This window comes from Thermomonas sp., assembly GCF_020850895.1.
In the GTDB taxonomy this organism is placed as follows: domain Bacteria; phylum Pseudomonadota; class Gammaproteobacteria; order Xanthomonadales; family Xanthomonadaceae; genus Thermomonas.
On sequence record NZ_JADZDS010000013.1, the window covers coordinates 1 to 18,726 of the forward strand.

Sequence of the window (18,726 nt, forward strand, 5' to 3'; positions counted from 1 at the left end):
ACGTGGTTGCACGCATGCCGCGCTGGGCGCCCTCAACCTGCATCCTCGAATCCACGCCACGGCGCTGGCTGATCCGGTTGAACTCGCGCATGCCGGACTCGAAGATCGCCTCCAAGCCTTCGATGTCGCGGTTGCGCTCGGTGGCCGCGGCATACAGCCGCGACAACTCGGTGCCGGACCAGAACGCGCCTTCGAACTGGTCGGCCTCGCGCTCGGCGCGGTCCAGCAGGCGCTTCTTGCGCAAGATAATGACCCAGGAAGAAATCGACGCCAGCAACAGCAGCAGCAACACGAACTGCACCGGCAGGCTGGCGTGCAGGACCAGGCCGAGGATGTCGAGACCCTTGTCGGCATGCGCCGCGGCGGCGGGGGCAGCGCCATTGGCGAGCGCGACCGCATCGACGGGTGCAGCGTCCGGAAGTGCCTGTGGCACGGGTTGCAACAAGGTCAACGCAAGCATCAAGGCGACTCCATCTGCGGCCGCAGCCGCGCCAGCAGGGATTCAACAATGGGACAGGGACGGAAATCGGAAGCACGCACCGCCGCGATCCTGACCTTGCCTTCGACCAGCAAGACGCCGTCGCGTTCGATTCGCTGTGCCAAGCTGAAACTGGCACCCCGGCATTCCAGCAGACGCACGCTGACCTGAAGCTGATCATCCAGCCGCGCCGGGGCGCGGAAGTCGAGCTCCATCGCGCGCACCACGAACACCAGGTCCTCGACCTCGCGCAGCGTCGTCTGCTCGACGCCCAGCCCGCGCAGCCACTCACTGCGGGCGCGCTCCATGAAGGCCAGATACTGCGCGTGATAGACCACCCCGCCGGCATCGGTGTCTTCCCAATAGACGCGCACCGGCCAGTGGAAGGGCGGGGATTCGGGATTCGGGATTCGGGATTGGGAGATCAAGGGCGCTCGTCCTGCGGATCATCGAACAGCTCTTGCGAATCCCGAATCCCGAATCCCGAATCCCGTTTCGGCTTGAATCCGAGATGACGATAGGCCTTGGCCGTCGCCATCCGCCCGCGCGCGGTGCGCACGAGGAAGCCCTGTTGGATCAGGTAGGGCTCGATCACGTCTTCCAGGGTGCCGCGCTCTTCCGACAGTGCTGCGGCCAGCGATTCCACCCCCACCGGGCCGCCGTCGAAGGCGTCGATGATGATGCCGAGCATGCGCCGGTCGAGTTCGTCGAAGCCCTCGGGATCGACTTTCAGCATGTCCATCGCGGCGCGCGCGATCCCGGCTTCGATCCGGCCATCGCCCTTGACCTGCGCGTAATCACGCACCCGTCGCAGCAGCCGATTGGCAATCCGCGGGGTGCCCCGCGAACGCCGCGCCAATTCACCCGCGCCCTCGCCATCGCAGGCGATGCCGAGGATCTGCGCCGAGCGCCGCACGATCCGCGCCAGCTCCTCGGGCGAATAGAACTCCAGCCGCTGGACGATACCGAAGCGGTCACGCAGCGGCGCGGTCAGCAAGCCGGCTCGAGTCGTCGCGCCGATCAGGGTGAACGGCGGCAGGTCGAGCTTGATCGAACGCGCCGCCGGGCCGTCGCCGATCATGATGTCGATCTGGAAATCCTCCATCGCCGGGTAGAGGATTTCCTCGACCAGCGGCGACAGCCGGTGGATCTCGTCGATGAACAACACATCGTGCGGCTGCAGGTTGGTCAGCAGCGCCGCGAGGTCACCGGCTTTCTCGATCACCGGGCCGGAGGTCACCCGCAGGTTCACCCCCAGCTCATTGGCGATGACATGCGACAGCGTGGTCTTACCGAGCCCGGGCGGGCCGAAGATCAGCACGTGGTCGAGCGCCTCACCGCGGCCCTTGGCCGCCTCGATGTAGATCTGCATCTGCTCGCGCACCGGCTGCTGGCCGAGGTACTCGGCAAGGCGCCTGGGGCGGATGCTGGCCTCGTCGGCCTCGTCGTCGCGGGTCGCGCCGGGGGCGATGATGCGGGGGTCGCTCATGGGGGGATTATCGCCGAGATTGGCGCCTTCGAACGACACGCGCGAACCCTGTCCGGCGCAGCGCGCCGCGGATACTCACCCCGTCGCGCGGATCGAACCTCACGGCAGGATGCCCGATGGTTCGATGACGAACGCACGTTCGGCACAGGGATGTGCCGACGCCGGGCGCGTCGCCCGGCGCAAGCGCGGCGCGGATTCACTCCGCGTCGCGCGGATCGAGCCTCGCGGCAGGATGCCCGATGGTTCGATATGGAACTAAATCTCCACCTGTGCACCCAACTCCACCAGGCGGTTGCCGGGAATACGCAGGAAATTGGTCGCCGGGGCGGCATTGCGATGCATGAAGGCGAACAGACGATCGCGCCACACCGCCATGCCCTTGCGGCGCCCCGCAACCACCAGCTCGCGACTGGTGAAATAGGTGGTGTCCATCGGATTGAAGGTCAATTCGCCATGGTCGGGGCTACGCATCAACGCCAGCGGCACGTCCGGCGGCTCCATGAAGCCATAGCGCACGATCACCCGGTAGAAATCCCTGCCCGCGATCGGCTCGACCTGCAGGCGCGCATCCTTGCCCACGTAAGGTATATCCAGCGTCTTCACGGTCAGGAACACATTGCACTCGTGCAGCACCTTGTTGTGCTTCAGGTTGTGCAACAGCGCATGCGGAACCACACCCGGGTCGGACGTCAGGAACACCGCCGTTCCAGGCACCCGAGTTGGAGGTGCCAGCATCAGGCCGGGCAGGAAGGTATCGGGCTTGATGCCCTCCTTGCGGATTTCCTCGGTCAGCAATTCGCGCCCGCGCCGCCACGTCTGCATCATCGTGAACAGCACGATCCCCAGCGCCACCGGGAACCAGGCGCCCTGCATCAGCTTGCTGCCGTTGGCGATCACGAAGGCAAGATCAATACTCATGAACCCGAGGCATAGCAGCCGGATCCAGACACGCGCGCGCGGCCACAGCGTGTGTGCCACCAGCGCCAGCAGCAGGGTATCGATCAGCATCGTCGCCGAAACGGAAATCCCGTAAGCGACCGCAAGGTTGGTGGAACTCCGGAACGCCAGCACCAGCCCGAACACCATCACCGCCAACCCCCAGTTGATGGCCGGGATGTAGATCTGCCCGATGGTGTCGCTGGACGTGTGCTTGATCCGCATCCGGGGGATGTAACCCAGTTGCATGGCCTGGCGCGACACCGAATAGGCACCACTGATCACCGACTGACTGGCGATCACCGCCGCCAGAGTCGCAAGGCCGATCATCGGGTACAGCGCCCACTGCGGCACCGCCTCGAAGAACGGGTTCTCGATGGCCGTCGGATGACGCAGCACCAAAGCGCCCTGACCCAGGTAATTCAGCACCAGGCTTGGCAACGCGAAGAAATACCAAGCCTGCCGGATGGGTTTGGCACCGAAATGCCCCATGTCCGCATACAAGGCCTCGCCACCTGTCACCGCCAGCACCACTGCCCCGAAGATGAAAATGCCATGCGCGCCGTGGCGCACGAAGAAATGGATGGCCCACCAGGGGTTGAGCGCCTTGAGCACCTCGGGCGTGGCGATGATGTTCCATATCCCGATCACGGCGAGCGCGGCGAACCAGATCACCATCACCGGCCCGAAAACCCGCCCCACCCGCTCGGTGCCGAATCGCTGGGCAGAAAACAGCGCTGCCAACACCAGCAGGGCGATTGGCACCACGAAGTGGCTCAGCCCGGGTGCAGCGACCTGCAGGCCCTCCACCGCGCCGAGCACGGTGATCGCCGGGGTGATCACGCCATCCCCGAAGAACAGCGACGCACCGAAGATCCCGAGCAAACCCACGATATAGATCAACCGCTTGTTGTCGCGCAGGGTGCGCTGTGCCAACGCCATCAGCGCCATGATGCCGCCCTCGCCGTTGTTGTCGGCGCGCATGATCACGGTGACATATTTGAGTGTGACCACGATGTTCAGCGCCCAGAAAGCCAGCGACAGCACCCCGAGCACGGTGTCGTGGTCGTTGCCGAGCCCGTAATGCGGGGAAAACGCTTCTTTCAGGGTGTACAGCGGGCTGGTGCCGATGTCGCCGAACACCACGCCGATGGCGCCAACGACCAGCGCCAGTCCCGCGCCTTGTGGCGCATGCGACTGCGTGGAGTCAGCGCGATTCGCCTCCGGCGCTGGCGGCGATGTGGGGGTCGTGTTCATGTCATCAATTCAGGAGTTCTGGCTCGGCCGCTCTATCTCAGCGCCGCCTGCAGCGCCTTGCGGATGATGGTGGGTGCTTCGTCGCCGGCACCAGCGGCTTTCTTCGCCATCCGTTCGGCTTCGGCGGGCTTGTAGCCCAATGCCTGCAAGGCGGTGATGGCTTCGGTGAGTGGCTCGCCCGGAGATGCCGCAGTGCCGCCGCCCTGGCCGGTCGCGAAATCGGTGGCGCGATCACGCAGTTCAAGCACCATGCGCTCGGCGGTCTTCTTGCCGATGCCGGGGATGCGGGTCAGCGCGGCACTGTCTCCGGCGTGCAGCAAGCGCGCGAATTCGTCCACCGACACCCCCGATAGCACCGCGAGTGCAATCTTGGCGCCAACGCCGCTGACCTTCTGCAGATCGCGGAACAGCCTGCGCTCGGACTCGCGCAGGAATCCGTACAGCGCGACGCTGTCTTCCTTCTGCGCGTAGTGGGTGAACAGGAACACTTCGCGTCCGACATCCGGCAGGTCGTAGAACGTGCTCATGGGTGCGTCCAGCTCGTAGCCCACGCCATGCACGTCGACGACCAACGCCGGGGGTGCCTTGTGGATCAGGATGCCCTTCAGCCGGCCGATCATCGTCCGCTCCCCCGCTTGCGTCCCCAGGCCGCGCGCGTCGCCACGCCAAGCCGATCCGCGCTGGCACGCACATGCGCATGGGTGATCGCCACCGCCAGTGCGTCGGCCGCATCCGATTGCAGTTTGCCTTGCAAGCCGAGCATGACGCCCACCATGTGCTGCACCTGTTTCTTGTCGGCGCCACCGCTGCCGACGATGCCAAGCTTGATTTCCTTGGCCGCGTATTCGCTCACCGGCAGGTCGCGTGCCACGCAGGCGGCAATCGCCGCGCCACGGGCCTGGCCGAGTTTGAGCGCACTCATCGCATTGTTCGAGAGGAACACCTGCTCGATGGCCACTTCATCCGGCACGAAACGCGCGATCAATCCCCAGAGTTCGTCGAGCAGCTTGCGCAGGCGCAGCGGGAAGGATTCCGCATCCAGCAACACCAGCGGCTGGTGGTGCACATGCACGAGCTTGCCGTCGGCGCACACGTCGATGATGCCGACACCGGTGCGCTGCGAACCGGGGTCGATCCCCAGCACGCGCGTCATGCCGGGTTCGGCACGCTCGATCATGGAAGATTGCACAAGCATGGCGTTCGCCAATGCAGTCGGCTGGAGATCAGCCGAGACCGGTGGCGTTGGAATAGACGTTCTGCACGTCATCCAGCTCGTTCAGCCAGTTCAGGAGCTTCTGCACCTGCTCGGCGGTCTCGCCATCGACGGCGGTGTCGTTGTCGGCGCGCATGGTCACCTCCGCAAACCCGGGCGCAAGCCCTGCCGCCTCCATCGCCGCCTTGACCTCGGCAAAGGCCTCGGCCGACGTCAGCACATCGACCGCACCATCCTCCGGATAGGCGACGATGTCATCGGCGCCGCCTTCGATCGCCGCTTCGGTGATCTTTTCCTCGTCCGCACCGGCGCCGTAGCTGAGCACGCCAACCTTGTGGAACATGAAGGCGACCGAACCTTCGGTGCCGAGGTTGCCACCGAACTTGCCGAAGGCATGGCGGACATCGGCCACCGTGCGCACGCGGTTGTCGGTCAGGCAATCGACGATCACCGCGACGCCGCCCGGCGCATAGCCTTCGTAGCGGATTTCCTCGTAGGTGACGCCTTCCAGCTCGCCGGAGGCCTTCTTGATCGCACGTTCGATCACGTCCTTGCTCATGTTGACGTCAAGGCCCTTGTCGATCGCCGCGCGCAGGCGCGGATTGCCGTGCGGATCGCTGCCGCTGGCGCGCACCGACACGGAGATCTCGCGGATGATCTTGGTGAACATCTTGCCGCGCTGCGCATCCTGCGCATTCTTGCGGGCTTCGATGGAAGGTCCACGCCCCATGGTGGAATCCCCTGATTCAAGGCAAGCCGAGAATTATACGACTTTCATTTCCGCGTCGTGGTGGAACCTCCCATGGCGCAGAAAACGCGTGGCCTGGGTCACGGCTTGTCGGGACAACACCAGCCCGGAATGGCTGCAGGGCAGGACGACATGGTCGGCCAACCACGGCAACCGGGTTTCGGCCAGCGCCACCGTGCCATCGGAGGGCTCCTGGAAATGCGCAAAGAAACAACCCGCGCCACGCGGCGCATCGCCAGCCACCACGCCGACCTCGGCATTGCCACGCCAGTCGGCCATGCCCGTCTGCAGCAAGGTGGCGCTGCGCCCCAGGAACGGCCGCGCCCATGCCCGCTCCGCCACCCGGCGCGCGGTTTCGCTGCCGCGCAGCGGCGAGCCCAGGCAGACCACGCGCGCCACCGGCAGGTCAGGCGCCTGCTGCACGGCCTCCAGCGCCAGCAAGCCGCCCAGGCTATGGCCAAGCAGGGCATCGGCCCGCGCCGCGCGGATCGTCTCGATCAGCCTCGGAACGGCACCGCCAGGCCCTTCCCACAGGCTGGAATATCCGAACAGGGACACCCTGAACCCCTGCCCGCGCAGACGCGCTGCCATCGGCCACAGCCAGGTCCTGGCATTCAACACGCCGTGTACGAGCACGATGCGGGAGGTCATGTCGGCAGGATAATAGACCCTCCATGTCGTTGCTGCGCTCGGCAATGACCGACAGCACCTCACATCGGATCGGTGCATGTTGATGCTTTCCTTGCTGCGAATACTTGCCATGCCAGCACTGCTGCTGGCATCGAATTGCCACGCGCAGGCCAGCGCACCTGCTGCGGGCATGCCCGCGACGAGCGCGCAGGCGCCCGCGCAGGACGATGGCCCCTACCTGTTCCGCAGCAACGCGGGCTGGCTGGACGCCTACTGGGTCTGCTCCGGCAAGCTCGAGCACGTCTCACTGCGCGAACACAGGGCCACCACGGTCGCGCCACGCTGCGGCTACCCGCATCCGCTGACCATTCCGGCACAGATGCCCTCGGATGCCGTGCCACTGGCACCGGGCGCGCGGATCATCGCGCTGTCCGACATCCACGGCCAGTACGGCGTGATGCGACGGCTGCTGCGTGCCAATGGCGTGATCGACGCGCAGGACCGCTGGGCGGCCGGGCGCGATCATCTGGTGATAGCGGGCGACGTGTTCGACCGCGGGCCTCAGGTAACGGAAGCCTTTTGGCTGCTGTTCTCCTTGCAGCAACAGGCTGCCAATGCAGGTGGCGCCGTGCACGTCCTGCTCGGCAACCACGAAGCCATCGTGCTGTACGACGACCTGCGCTACCTCAACCCGAAGTACAAGGCCATCGCCAGCCTGCTCGGTCGCGGCTATCCCGACGTCTACGGCAAGGACAGCGTGCTCGGGCAGTGGCTGCGCACGCGTCCAGCGATGCTGAAACTGGGCGGCAATCTGTTCCTGCATGGCGGCATCGCGCCGGAAAACATCGATCTGGTGGCGAACATGGCCGCCACCAATGCTGCCTACGACGCTTCGCTGGGCACCCCGAAAGCGCAGGTCAGGGCCGATCCTGCGCTCAACCGGTTGTACAACGGCAAGACCAGCCCGATCTGGTACCGCGGCTATTTCAACGGCGCGCTGGCCACTGAGCAAGTCAAGGCACTCGTCGCACAACTGGGTGTGACACGAATCGTGGTGGGCCACACCACCATCGGTGAAGTCGCCAGTTTTCACGACGGCAAGGTGATCGCTATCGACAGCGGGATCAAACGCGGCAAGGCCGGGCAATTGTTGTTCATAGAAGGCGACGTGCTAAGTCGCGGGCTGATGGATGGCTCGCGCGAGCCATTGCCGACCTTGACGGACGTGCCTGACGATCCGGATTGAGCGGGCTCAGGCCTGAGCCACCCGTCGATAGATAAACTCGCGATCACGCTGGTCGCCCACGATGAATTCGTATTCGCCGACGAACGCGAAACCATAGCGGGCATAGAACCGCTGCGCGCCGAAGTTCTCCGACCACACGCTGAGCCACAGCGTGCGCGGGCCATCGTGCAGCAGCCAAGCCATTGCCGCATCCATCAGGGCGCGGCCAACGCCGCCGCTCTGCGCCTCGCGACGCAGGTACAGGCGTTTGATCTCGCCGTCCTCTGGCCGCACGTCAGTATGCGGCAGGCCGCAGGGCCCGGCCTGTGCATAGCCGATGGCACGGCCATCGCATTCGGCAATCCACAGTGCGTAGCCGGAAGCGTCCGCCAGCACCTGTTCATACGCCGCGATGCTGTGACTTTCTTCGAGAAAGGCTTGCAAATCCGTCGGCGCGTAGAGATGGCCGAAGGTTTCGACAAACGTGGCAGTGCCAAGCTCTGCCAGCACGGCGGCGTCGGCGGGCACGGCGCGGCGGATGCTAGCCATATCACCCCATGGACGGACGGTGTCGGGACACTGCGTAGAGCGGGCCATGGATGGCCCGCGGCGACGCGTCGAACAGGATGTTCGCACGCGTCGGGAAGCAGTGCCCGGCGGCGCCCGTCATTCGACGCCCCGCACCTGCACATGCACCTCGGCCAACTGCGCGTCGGCAATCGGCGACGGCGCATCGGTCATCAAACACTGCGCGCTGGTGGTCTTGGGGAAGGCGATCACGTCGCGGATCGAGTCGCAGCCGGCCATCAGCGCGGCGATGCGGTCGATGCCAAACGCAATCCCGCCGTGCGGCGGGGCGCCGTATTTGAGTGCATCCAGCAGGAAGCCGAACTTGCCGCGCTGCTCTTCCTCGCCGATGCCGAGCAGGTCGAACACAGCCGACTGCATCTGCGAATTGTGGATGCGGATCGAACCACCGCCGATCTCGTTGCCGTTCAGCACCATGTCGTAGCCACGGCTGACCGCAGCTTTCGCATTGGCGCGCAGGTCATCGATGGAATCCACCGCCGGCGCGGTGAACGGGTGATGCAGGGCCACATAGCGGTTTTCCTCGGCATCCCACTCGAACATCGGGAAGTCGGTCACCCACAGCGGCGCCCAACCGTCGGCAATCAGGTTGAAATCCTTGCCGGCCTTGAGCCGCACCGCGCCCATGAAGTCGGACACCTTGTTGTAAGCACCGGCGCCGAAGAACACGATATCGCCCTTGCCCGCGCCAAGCTGCGCCAGCAGCGCGTCGAACGCGCCCTCGGCGAAGAATTTGGCCACCGGCGAATTGACCGCGCCGGCCTCGTCGATCTTGGCGTAGGCCAGGCCCTTGGCCCCGAACTTGGCGGCGTGCGCGGCGTAGTCGTCGATCTGCTTGCGCGACAGTGCCGCGCCACCGGGAATGCGCAGCGCGGCTACGCGCCCGTCGGGGTCATTGGCAGCGGCGGTGAACACCGCGAATTCACAGCCCTTCACCTGTTCGGCCACGTCCACCAGTTCCAGCGCGATGCGCAGGTCGGGCTTGTCGGATCCGAAGCGGCGCATGGCTTCGGCATAGGTCAGGCGCGGGAAGCGTGCGTCGAGTTCGACGTCGATCACCTCCTTGAACACATGCCGCACCATGTCCTCGGTGAGATCCTGCACGTCGCGCTCACCCACCCACGCAAACTCCATGTCGAGCTGGGTGAATTCCAGCTGACGGTCGGCGCGCAGCGCTTCGTCGCGGAAGCAGCGCGCGATCTGGTAGTAGCGGTCGAAGCCCGCCATCATCAGGATCTGCTTGAACAGCTGCGGACTCTGCGGCAGCGCGTAGAACTCGCCCGGATGCATGCGTGCCGGCACCAGGAAGTCGCGTGCACCTTCCGGGGTGGCCTTGGTCAGGATCGGAGTTTCGATGTCCTGGAAACCACGCGCATCCAGATAATGCCGCAGCGCCGATACGAGCTTCGTCCGCGTGCGCATCTTGCGCTGCATGTCGGGGCTGCGCAGGTCCAGATAGCGATACTTCAGGCGCACGTCCTCACCCGGGTTCTCGTGGTGATGGAACGGCAGCGGCTCGGCCTTGTTGAGCAGATCGATGCGCGTGGCCACGATCTCCACTTGGCCGGTTTGGATCTTGGTGTTGACCGACTCGCGGCGGCGCACCACGCCGGTGATGCGCAGGCAATCCTCGTAGCCGACCTTGGCGGCCACGGCCATGACCTCGGCATTGCCTGCAACGTCGACCGGTTCGGCCACGATCTGCACGATGCCCTCGTGGTCGCGCAGGTCGATGAACACGAAATGGCCCAAGTTGCGGGCGACATCGACCCAGCCGCACAGGGTCACGGTCTGGCCGATCAACGTTTCGTCGATCAGGCCGCAGAAATGGCTACGCATGGGGACTCCGGGACACGGGAACCGGCTGGGCGCCGGCAAGCCGAGTATTTTAACCCGTTCAGTCGGCCTGCTTCGCCGCTGGTGCATTGCTGGCAGGCTTGCTCTCGGCCGGCTTTGTGTCGCCGGTCTTGGACGTTTCCTTGGTCTCGCTGGGCTTGGCCTCGGCCGGCTTGGCCGCATCCCCGGCCAGATTGCTCTTCTTCTCGCCGTCCTTCTTGAAATCGGTCTCGTACCAGCCGCCACCGGCCAGCCGGAATTGCGGTGCGGTCAGTTGGCGATGGACCTGGCCTTCCGCCCCGCAGGACGGACAGGTGGCGGGATCCGCGTCGGAAAGTTTCTGCAATTTATCGAAATGATGCCCGCAAGCAGCACAGGCGAAGGCGTAAATCGGCATCGGACGAACTCGAAAACTGGAAAATCAGGACGGAGGTTGCGCCGAAGCGCATCAAATTCAAGTGCAGGCTCAGTCGTACAGCGCCAGCAAGTCGGCCTCGGCCGCGTCCAACTCTGCACGCAACTGCATCTGCTGACGGCCCAGATCGGCCACCTTGCCGGCATCGGCATACACCGCGGGGTCATTGAGCTGTGCCGCACAGTCGGCGAGTTTCCCCTCCAGCCGCGCCACGCGCTCTTCGGCTTTCTGCAATTTATGCGGGTTGAGTTTCTGCTTGTTTGGCGCGACCACAACCGGCGCAGGCGGGGCAACTTTCGGGGCTTTGTTGGGCGCCGGGGTCTTGGGGTTGTCACTGCCTGGGCGGGAACGCAGCCAGGCCGCATAGTCGTCGAGGTCGCCATCGAAGGGCTCGACGATGCCGTCGTGCACGCGCCAGTATTCGTCGCACACCAGACCGATCAGGTGGCGGTCATGGCTGACCATCACGATGGCGCCATCAAAATCACTCAGCGCCTCGGCCAAGGCCTCGCGCATTTCCAGATCCAGATGGTTGGTGGGTTCGTCCAGCAGCAGCAGGTTGGGCTTGTTCCAAGCCAGCAGCGCCAGTGCCAGCCGCGCTTTCTCGCCACCGGAAAAATTGTCGATCACCTCGAAAGCACGATCGCCCGGGAACTGCCAGCCGCCAAGGAAATTGCGGAACTCCTGGGTCGCGGTGTTCGGCGAAAGTTCCTTCAAGTGGTCGATCGGCGAGGTGCCGGCCACCAGCGATTCCACCGTGTGCTGGGCGAAATAGCCGATCCGCAGATCCGGGTGCGCGACGCGTTCGCCGGACAGCGGCGACAGCTCGCCCACCAAGGTTTTCACCAGGGTCGACTTGCCCGCGCCGTTGACGCCGAGCAGGCCGATGCGGTCGCCCGCTTCCAGCCCGAAACCGACATTGCGCAGGATGGTGGCCTCCGCGCCATAGCCGCAATCGGCATCGCGCAGCGACAGCAGCGAATTGGGCAAGCGCAGCGGTGCTGGCAGTTGGATGCTGACGCCACGTTCGACGCGGATCGCCTCGGTGCCGGCCAGCTTGGCCAGCCGCTTCATCCGTGACTGCGCCTGCCGCGCCTTGCTGGCCTTGGCCTTGAAGCGGTCGATGAAGCTCTGCAGGTGGGCGCGCTCGGCCTGCTCCTTCTCGTGCGCGATCTGCTGCTGGCGCAGGTGCTCGGCGCGCTGACGCTCGAACGCGGTGTAGTTGCCGACGTAGAGCTTGGCGGTGCCGTCGTGCAGATGCAGGATGTGGGTGGTGACGTTGTCGAGGAATTCGCGGTCGTGCGAAATCACCAGCAAGGTGCCGTCGTAGCGGCGTAACCATTCCTCCAGCCAGACCACGGCGTCGAGGTCGAGGTGGTTGGTCGGTTCGTCCAGCAGCAGCAGGTCCGAGGGCGTCATCAGCGCACGCGCCACGTTCAGCCGCACCCGCCAGCCGCCGGAGAAATCCGCCACCGCCTTTTCATGCACCTCGGCGGGGAAGCCCAGCCCGTGCAGCAAGCGGCCCGCACGTGCGGCGCCGTCGTAGCCGCCCACCTCTTCCAGTTTCTGGTGCGCCTCGGCCACGGCTTCCCAATCTTCGTTGGCAAACGCATTGGCCTCCATCTGGATCGCCGCGTGCACCGCGGCATCGCCGGACAGCACGAAGTCGTTCGCCGGGTCCGGCAGGTGCGGGGTTTCCTGCGCCACCGAAGCAATCCGCGCCTTGCCGGGCAAATCGATATCGCCCTTGTCCGGCTCAACCTCGCCCATCAGGGCGGCGAACAGCGAAGACTTGCCGGCGCCATTGCGGCCGATCACGCCCACCCGATAGCCGGCGTGCAGGGCCAGGTCGACATTGGACAGCAGGAGACGTTCGCCGCGACGGAGGGCGAAATTGCGGAAGGAGATCATGGGGCGGCGATTTTAGCCCCTGCCGCGCCGTTCGGCGGAATTCAGTGCCCCGGCTCCAGATCGGGTTTCGGCACATCCGCCGGCACCACCGCGCTCGGACGCGCCAGTTTGTACATCTCCCAGGCAATCGTGCGCGACAGCGCGTGGCACAGGGAGGTGTGGACATGGCGATCTCATCCATGGAAAGCGTCGAGTTTCATCGATTGGATCCGCCTGCACCGCGCGCCAACCGTGACGCCGGTAGCCGCAACGACTCATGCGAAGATGGAGGCACTTGACCCGGAGCCTGCATGCCGCACAACACATCACTCCTCGTGCTGCTATGCCTCGGCTTCGTGGTGGCCTTCCTGCTGGGGCTGCTTGCGCAACGGCTGCGCTTGTCACCTTTGGTGGGCTATCTGCTGGCCGGGGTGATTGCCGGGCCGTTCACCCCGGGTTTCGTCGGTGACCAGACGCTGGCGCCCCAGCTTGCCGAAATCGGTGTGATCCTGTTGATGTTCGGAGTGGGGCTGCATTTTTCGCTGCGTGATCTGTTCGAAGTCAAACGCACCGTCATCCCCGGGGCATTGCTGCAAATCGCCTTCACCACTGCGCTCGGTTGCGGATTTGGCCTGTTGCTCGGCTGGCCGCTGATCACCGCGCTGGTGTTCGGCATCTGCCTGTCGGCTGCCAGCACGGTGGTGGTGATGCGCGCGCTGGAAGAACGCCTGCTCATCGACAGCGCCCGTGGCCGCACTGCCATTGGCTGGCTGGTCATGCAGGATCTGGTCATGGTGCTGGTGCTCGTGCTGGTGCCCGCCCTGCCAGCGCCTACGGCAGGTGGCGCGGTACCTGGCCTGTCTTCGCTTGCCTGGCCGCTGGCCTGGACCCTGATGAAGGTGGCCGCCTTTGTTGCCGTGATGCTGCTGGTTGGGCGCCGCGTGATCCCCAAGCTGCTCGAATACGTGGCCGGTCTGGGTTCGCGCGAATTGTTCACCTTGGGTGTCCTGGCCATCGCGCTGGGCGTGGCCTTCGGCGCGGCCGCCCTGTTCGATGTCAGCTTCGCATTGGGCGCGTTCTTCGCCGGCATGCTGCTCAATGAATCCGAGCTCAGCCACCGCGCAGCCGCCGATTCGCTGCCGATGCGCGATGCGTTCGCGGTGCTGTTTTTCGTGTCGGTGGGGATGTTGTTCAACCCGGTGGTGTTGCTCGAGCACCCGCTGTGGCTGCTCGCCACCCTGGGCCTGATCGTGCTGGGCAACGCCGGCGCCGGTTTCGTCCTGATGAAGATGTTCGGCAACGGTAAACGCAATGCGCTGACGCTCGCCGCTTGCCTCGCGCAGATCGGCGAGTTCTCCTTCATCCTGGCCGGCCTCGGCCTCAGCCGCGGCATGCTCACGGCCGAAGTCTACGGCCTGGTCCTCGGCGGGGCACTGCTGTCCATCATCCTCAATCCATTCCTGTTCGCCTGGATCGACGCTTGGCAAAAGCGCCAGCGCGAAGACAACTCCGCCGCACCGGTCGCCGCTCCGGAGCCCTACTCGCAGGTGCCGGCGGATTTTTCCGGACACGCCATTGTCATTGGTTATGGGCGCGTAGGGCGCGAGCTCTGTCGGCTGCTGCAGGAACGCGACATCCCGCTGGTGCTGGTGGAGACCGATCCCGACCGCGTCATCGCGGCACGCGCCACCGGGCTGCTGACGGTCCGCGGCAACGCCGCTGCCGAACAGGTGATCGCCGCCACCCGCCCGGCAACGGCCAATTTGGCCATCGTCGCCATCCCGCAAGCACTGGAAGCCGGCGAAGTGATCGCCAAACTCAAGGCGATCAGCCCGAACCTGAGCGTGTTGGCGCGTGCGCACAGCGAAGTCGAAGTCAGGCATCTGCTGGCGCACGGTGCGGATGCCGCGATGCTGGCAGAGCGTGAGCTGGCCTTTGCCCTGCGCGACATGGTGCTGGCGATGCCGCCGTGGCGGGCGCTGCGCACCCAACCCGGGGTGCAGCCGGTCTGAGCGCTGCCCACGTCATGCCGTCATGGCCGAATTTCACCCGCAAACCCATTCGGTCGCCGTCCACATCTACCAGACCACCCGCTTCTATTTCGACGACACCCAGCACGGCGCCGATCTGTTCGACCTCAAGGTGCCCGGCAATATCTATACCCGGATCATGAACCCGACCACCGACGTGCTGGAGCAGCGCGTCGCCCCGCTTGAAGGCGGGATCGCGGGGCTGGCGTTTGCCTCGGGCATGGCGGCCATCACCGCCACCGTGCAGTCGCTGGCCAAGGCCGGCGAGAACAGCGTCGCCACCGCGCAGGTGTACGGCGGCACTTACACCTTCTTCAAGCATGCACCGGACGCAGCGCGTGCTGACACGTCCAGGAGGGACTTGTTCATTGCCTTGGCCTTCAGGCGGCGCTGGCCGCGGCGATGGCTTCGCGCAGCCGGGAATAGCCTTCCACCAGGCGCGGGCCGGGGCGGCCGAGATACGCTTCCGAAATCGCATGGATGCGGTCGCGGGCGACGGCGGGCAGGGCGTTCCATCCTTCGCGCTGGCGCACCACCTCGCTGCGGTAATTGGCTTCCTTCACCCCGCACCAGCTTATCACGATAACATCCGGTGCAGCCGCAGCGGCGGTGGCATGCTCCATCGGCACGCTCTTGGCATCGACTTCGCCCCACGGGTTTCTGCCCCCGGCACGCTGGATCAAATCCGTCACCCACGACTGCCGCGCGGGTGCGATCACGGGCTTGGGCCACCATTCCACCAGCACCTTGGGACGATCGCCCTTAACGGCCACCGTCGGCATCGCCGCATCCATTTCATCCACCAGTGCGCGCCCACGTTCCGGCACGCCCAGCACATCGGCAATCCGCAGGATGTCGGCATACGCATCCGCCAGCGACAGTGGATCGCAGACCAAGACCTGCAAGCCCGCCTCGCACAGCGCCGCCACCACCCGCTCATGCCCCGGCACGGTCAGCGAGGTCAGCACCAGATCGGGCGATAGCGCCAAGACCGCATCGATATCCAGATCCAGATCGCGCCCGGTTTTCGGCAAGCCCGCCACCACCTCCGGCGGATAGTCGGAATCGGCATCCACGCCCACCAGCATCGGCGCGCAACCCAGCGCGCAAACAATCTCGGTGTTGGAGCAGGTGTGGGAGAAGACGCGCATCACGTCACGAACACCGGTTTGCCGCCCACTGCGTCCACCTGCACCCCATCGCCATTGCCAAACCGACCGGCCAGGATCTCCTGCGCCAGCGGGTTTTCCAACTGCTGCTGGATGGCGCGCATGAGCGGACGGGCACCGTTGACCGGGTCGAAGCCGACATTGCCGAGCAGGTCGAACGCCTTGTCGGAGAGTTCAATGCGGATGCCGCGTTCGGCACGTCGCTTTTCCAATGCGCGCAGTTGGATGCGGTCGATCCGCTTGATCTGGGTTTTGATCAGCGGATGGAATACCACGATGTCGTCCGGCCGGTTGATGAACTCGGGCCTATCATCAGGCCTACGATGATCGGTCGCTGCGCGCGGCGCGCCAGCCCCAGCCAAGCAGGCCCAGCGCACCGACGCCGAGGGCGGCGTACAGACCGAGGGCCGTCCAGTACATCGCCGGGTCGGCGAGGCGCGTGACGGTGCGGCGGGCACCGAAATACTTCACCGGCAACCGGGTTTCGCCGCTGCCCAGGCCGCTCCAGATCAGCCAGGCCATGCCGGCTGCCAACGCCAGCAGCAGGGCCACCGTCAGCCAGTTCGTCGAGCGCTGGCCATCGTGCCGAGAAGGATTGCGCACACTCGCTCGCGCAACCGGCGGCGCACCGCCCAACTCGCCGCCATAGACATAGTCGGGTTCGCGGAACTCGCTGCGGATGCGCGCGACGATCTCCTCGCGGCGTTCGCGCGCCCAGTCCGGATAGTGTCGCCAACGGTCCGGCGAGGCCAAGTACACGGCGTGATGCGCCTCGCCCATCAACATCTCGCCCTCGATGTCGAGGCGTTGCCAAGCGCCGTCGCGGCGCTCCTCGTAATACATGCGATCGCGACCCTGATGCCCGACGCGCCAGCCACGGGCGGCGGCGATCGCATCTTTCGCAGTCGGAACATCCGGGGGTTGCGCCACGGGTCCTTTCACGGCCGGTGCCGCGGAACGGGCGGTGAAAAATTCCGCGCGCACACGCGGCAGCGACAGCAGTACCAACACGACACCGCTGACCAGGATCAGCAGCGGCGAATACTGGGCTTCCGAAGCGGACACGGTGTTCAGCACGCCGCTCGCCGAGACGTAGCTGTATTGCGGCGTCGGCCCGCGCCACCAGCCGACGATCTGCACGACGAGGACGGCCAACGCCAGCAGCAACACATAGACCCAGGCCCAGCGCCAGCGCCGCCACAGGCCGAAGCCCGCCAGCAGGGTCGCCGCCGGCGCGAACACGATCAGCAGCACCCCGCCCACGGTCGCGCTCGCCGTGCCGTGGCTGCCCACCAGCAACATCAGCGCGGAGATGAAACTGATCGGCAGCAGCAGGCCGCTGCCCAGCATCAGCAGCCAGGCCAGCACAGTGACCAGAGGCGAGCGCGGGGCGGCGTTCAACGCGCCCCGCTTCGGCAAGAAAACCTGCCTGTCATTGATCGAGCCCTCCCAAGTCGCACGCCGTCCCCTGTGTCAGTATGCCCACTGCGGACCCGTGCGGCTAGCGGCGGCAGCGTGGCCATCAGGAGTACGCCTGTTTCGCAGATCGGCAAGCCCGATGACCGAGCCATCGCAATGAACCCGCAACCCACATCACCTCGCGGGGAAAGTCACCGTGAAGCGAAACCGCTTCCGGGCCTCGTCAACTTGCGGCTCGGGCACCACACCAACCACCTGTGCCCGAAGATTCCCCAATGCCTGCACCAGCCGGGCGCGAACGCGAGGCCTCTTCAACGCCGCCGGCAGACGACTGAGCCAATGGCCATTCGGCCCCATTGAGGTTCCCCGACGCGCCGACAGCTGCCGCGACGTCGGCAACGGCTTTCTTGCCAGCACATCGATGAAGTGGTCGAGCTGTTCGGGCGAGCTGAACACGAGCTCATGCCGGTCGAACAAGACATGCAGAACAGCAAAGCCCCTGTGCGCGATCGCAGTCGGCGCCGGTGGTTCGAACTGCCCCGAGGCCGCGTCGACCGGCACATGCACCCAGAACGCAAGCGGAGCGTGGCACCAGTTCGGCTCGAATGTGAAGTGGTACTTGATACTCAAGCCCATGCTCCTCGAATCGGCCTGTGGCATGTTCCTGCATGGATGGCCCGAACCAGCCGGATCCACTTGTCCAGTTCGCGCAGAGGACCCAGCACTGGGGAGAGGAAATCCAATCGCTGTTTTCTGGCAGCCTACCGGGTAGGTGCGGGTCGAACAAGGGACAGCCTGGGTGTTGCTCGGGCAAGGATTCGGACGTCCACACGTTGAATTTCAGTGTTGCGGGGCCTCGCAGCTTGGCCATGCGCAGTCTTTTCCCACGAATTCCCGGCAGCAGCAGCCGGACGGCAGCTCGGCGCCGTGGGCGAACCGGGCACCCGCATCGGTGTTCGGACTGTCGCAGCGGCTTGCCTAGGGCGGAGGCGACAGGCACGATGCCGGCATGAAGTTGCTGATGGGCCTGATCTGGGCGCTGGGTGGCGCGGCTGCTGGCACGGTGGTGCTGGGACTGGCCGGCGCCGCATATGCCAACCTGACGAACATGACCTCGCGCGAGGGTGCGGTGGGGTACTTCGTCGTGGGCATGGCACTGCTGGGCGCACTGCTGGGTCTGGGCCTGGGGCTGGTGTTGTATGCCCGCGGCGGAGAACCCGGCACTTGGGCCGTACGACTGGGCCAGGGCGCGCTGGGAGTGATGCTGCTGGTGGCACTGCTGGCCACGGCGGTGTGGGGCTGGATGCAACTGCGCGAGCGCCCGGTGATGGTCGGCAATGCGCAGGTCCAGCTGATGCTGGAGTTCCGCGTGGCGCAAGCGCATGCGCCGGCGAAGGGGCTGC

At 65.5% G+C, this 18,726-nt stretch carries 17 protein-coding genes and 3 pseudogenes; 4 read left to right on the forward strand and 16 right to left on the reverse strand.

Annotated features, from left to right (window positions below):
* The 8 genes and pseudogenes from IT472_RS01550 to IT472_RS01585 form a co-directional block, all read right to left on the reverse strand.
* A pseudogene (locus tag IT472_RS01550) lies at window positions 1–460 on the reverse strand (protein TolQ); the annotation flags it as partial.
* The gene (ybgC, locus tag IT472_RS01555) at window positions 460–906 is read right to left on the reverse strand and encodes a tol-pal system-associated acyl-CoA thioesterase (RefSeq protein ID WP_297177341.1); all 447 of its coding nucleotides are present in this window, start codon (window positions 904–906) and stop codon (window positions 460–462) included. The pseudogene IT472_RS01550 and the gene ybgC, both read right to left, overlap by 1 nt.
* Complete coding sequence (gene ruvB / locus IT472_RS01560; protein ID WP_297177344.1) at window positions 903–1,967, reverse strand: Holliday junction branch migration DNA helicase RuvB; 1,065 nt, start codon at window positions 1,965–1,967, stop codon at window positions 903–905. Before ruvB ends, ybgC begins: the two co-directional genes overlap by 4 nt.
* Before the next feature lie 255 nt (window positions 1,968–2,222).
* Window positions 2,223–4,160, reverse strand: coding sequence for a potassium transporter Kup (locus IT472_RS01565; protein ID WP_297177347.1), 1,938 nt, complete (start codon window positions 4,158–4,160; stop codon window positions 2,223–2,225).
* A 32-nt stretch (window positions 4,161–4,192) separates the two neighbouring features.
* Window positions 4,193–4,780 carry a Holliday junction branch migration protein RuvA gene (ruvA, locus tag IT472_RS01570; RefSeq protein ID WP_297177351.1) on the reverse strand — a complete coding sequence of 196 codons (588 nt, stop codon included), beginning with the start codon at window positions 4,778–4,780 and terminating at the stop codon, window positions 4,193–4,195.
* The gene (ruvC, locus tag IT472_RS01575) at window positions 4,777–5,313 is read right to left on the reverse strand and encodes a crossover junction endodeoxyribonuclease RuvC (RefSeq protein WP_297177389.1); all 537 of its coding nucleotides are present in this window, start codon (window positions 5,311–5,313) and stop codon (window positions 4,777–4,779) included. Before ruvC ends, ruvA begins: the two co-directional genes overlap by 4 nt.
* A gap of 70 nt (window positions 5,314–5,383) precedes the next feature.
* Window positions 5,384–6,103, reverse strand: a complete 720-nt coding sequence (locus IT472_RS01580; RefSeq protein WP_297177354.1) for a YebC/PmpR family DNA-binding transcriptional regulator — start codon at window positions 6,101–6,103, stop codon at window positions 5,384–5,386.
* 33 nt (window positions 6,104–6,136) lie between these two features.
* Window positions 6,137–6,772 carry an alpha/beta fold hydrolase gene (locus tag IT472_RS01585; RefSeq protein WP_297177357.1) on the reverse strand — a complete coding sequence of 212 codons (636 nt, stop codon included), beginning with the start codon at window positions 6,770–6,772 and terminating at the stop codon, window positions 6,137–6,139.
* 76 nt (window positions 6,773–6,848) lie between these two features.
* Between IT472_RS01585 and IT472_RS01590 the strand changes: the two genes are divergently transcribed.
* Window positions 6,849–7,997, forward strand: coding sequence for a metallophosphoesterase (locus IT472_RS01590; protein WP_297177360.1), 1,149 nt, complete (start codon window positions 6,849–6,851; stop codon window positions 7,995–7,997).
* A gap of 6 nt (window positions 7,998–8,003) precedes the next feature.
* On the opposite strand, the gene IT472_RS01595 is transcribed toward IT472_RS01590, so the two are convergent.
* The 4 genes from IT472_RS01595 to IT472_RS01610 all read right to left on the reverse strand — a co-directional run bounded on the left by IT472_RS01595 (window position 8,004) and on the right by IT472_RS01610 (window position 12,726).
* Complete coding sequence (locus IT472_RS01595; protein ID WP_297177363.1) at window positions 8,004–8,525, reverse strand: GNAT family N-acetyltransferase; 522 nt, start codon at window positions 8,523–8,525, stop codon at window positions 8,004–8,006.
* A 117-nt stretch (window positions 8,526–8,642) separates the two neighbouring features.
* A complete protein-coding gene (gene aspS / locus IT472_RS01600; RefSeq protein WP_297177366.1) occupies window positions 8,643–10,403 on the reverse strand; it encodes an aspartate--tRNA ligase in 1,761 nt (586 codons plus the stop codon).
* 58 nt (window positions 10,404–10,461) lie between these two features.
* Window positions 10,462–10,797 carry a zinc ribbon domain-containing protein gene (locus IT472_RS01605; RefSeq protein WP_297177369.1) on the reverse strand — a complete coding sequence of 112 codons (336 nt, stop codon included), beginning with the start codon at window positions 10,795–10,797 and terminating at the stop codon, window positions 10,462–10,464.
* A 69-nt stretch (window positions 10,798–10,866) separates the two neighbouring features.
* On the reverse strand, window positions 10,867–12,726 hold the full coding sequence (locus IT472_RS01610; RefSeq protein ID WP_297177372.1) for an ATP-binding cassette domain-containing protein: 1,860 nt from the start codon (window positions 12,724–12,726) through the stop codon (window positions 10,867–10,869).
* A gap of 290 nt (window positions 12,727–13,016) precedes the next feature.
* Here IT472_RS01610 and ybaL point away from each other — a divergent pair, with 290 nt between their 5' ends.
* Window positions 13,017–14,717 (forward strand): YbaL family putative K(+) efflux transporter, encoded by a 1,701-nt coding sequence (gene ybaL, locus IT472_RS01615; RefSeq protein ID WP_297177375.1) that lies wholly within the window; start codon window positions 13,017–13,019, stop codon window positions 14,715–14,717.
* Window positions 14,718–14,739: 22 nt separating this feature from the next.
* A pseudogene (locus IT472_RS01620) lies at window positions 14,740–15,042 on the forward strand (PLP-dependent transferase); the annotation flags it as partial.
* Between the two features lie 73 nt (window positions 15,043–15,115).
* On the opposite strand, the gene IT472_RS01625 reads toward IT472_RS01620, so the two are convergent.
* The 4 genes and pseudogenes from IT472_RS01625 to IT472_RS01640 form a co-directional block, all read right to left on the reverse strand.
* Complete coding sequence (locus IT472_RS01625; protein ID WP_297177378.1) at window positions 15,116–15,886, reverse strand: helical backbone metal receptor; 771 nt, start codon at window positions 15,884–15,886, stop codon at window positions 15,116–15,118.
* Window positions 15,886–16,212: pseudogene (locus IT472_RS01630) on the reverse strand (type VI secretion system ATPase TssH); the annotation flags it as partial. The pseudogene IT472_RS01630 and the gene IT472_RS01625, both read right to left, overlap by 1 nt.
* 10 nt (window positions 16,213–16,222) lie before the next feature.
* Complete coding sequence (locus IT472_RS01635; RefSeq protein ID WP_297177381.1) at window positions 16,223–17,305, reverse strand: hypothetical protein; 1,083 nt, start codon at window positions 17,303–17,305, stop codon at window positions 16,223–16,225.
* Window positions 17,306–17,497: 192 nt separating this feature from the next.
* Window positions 17,498–17,953 (reverse strand): hypothetical protein, encoded by a 456-nt coding sequence (locus IT472_RS01640; protein WP_297177383.1) that lies wholly within the window; start codon window positions 17,951–17,953, stop codon window positions 17,498–17,500.
* Between the two features lie 379 nt (window positions 17,954–18,332).
* Between IT472_RS01640 and IT472_RS01645 the strand changes: the two genes are divergently transcribed.
* The coding region (locus IT472_RS01645) for a hypothetical protein (RefSeq protein WP_297177386.1) at window positions 18,333–18,726 on the forward strand (394 nt) is incomplete at its 3' end.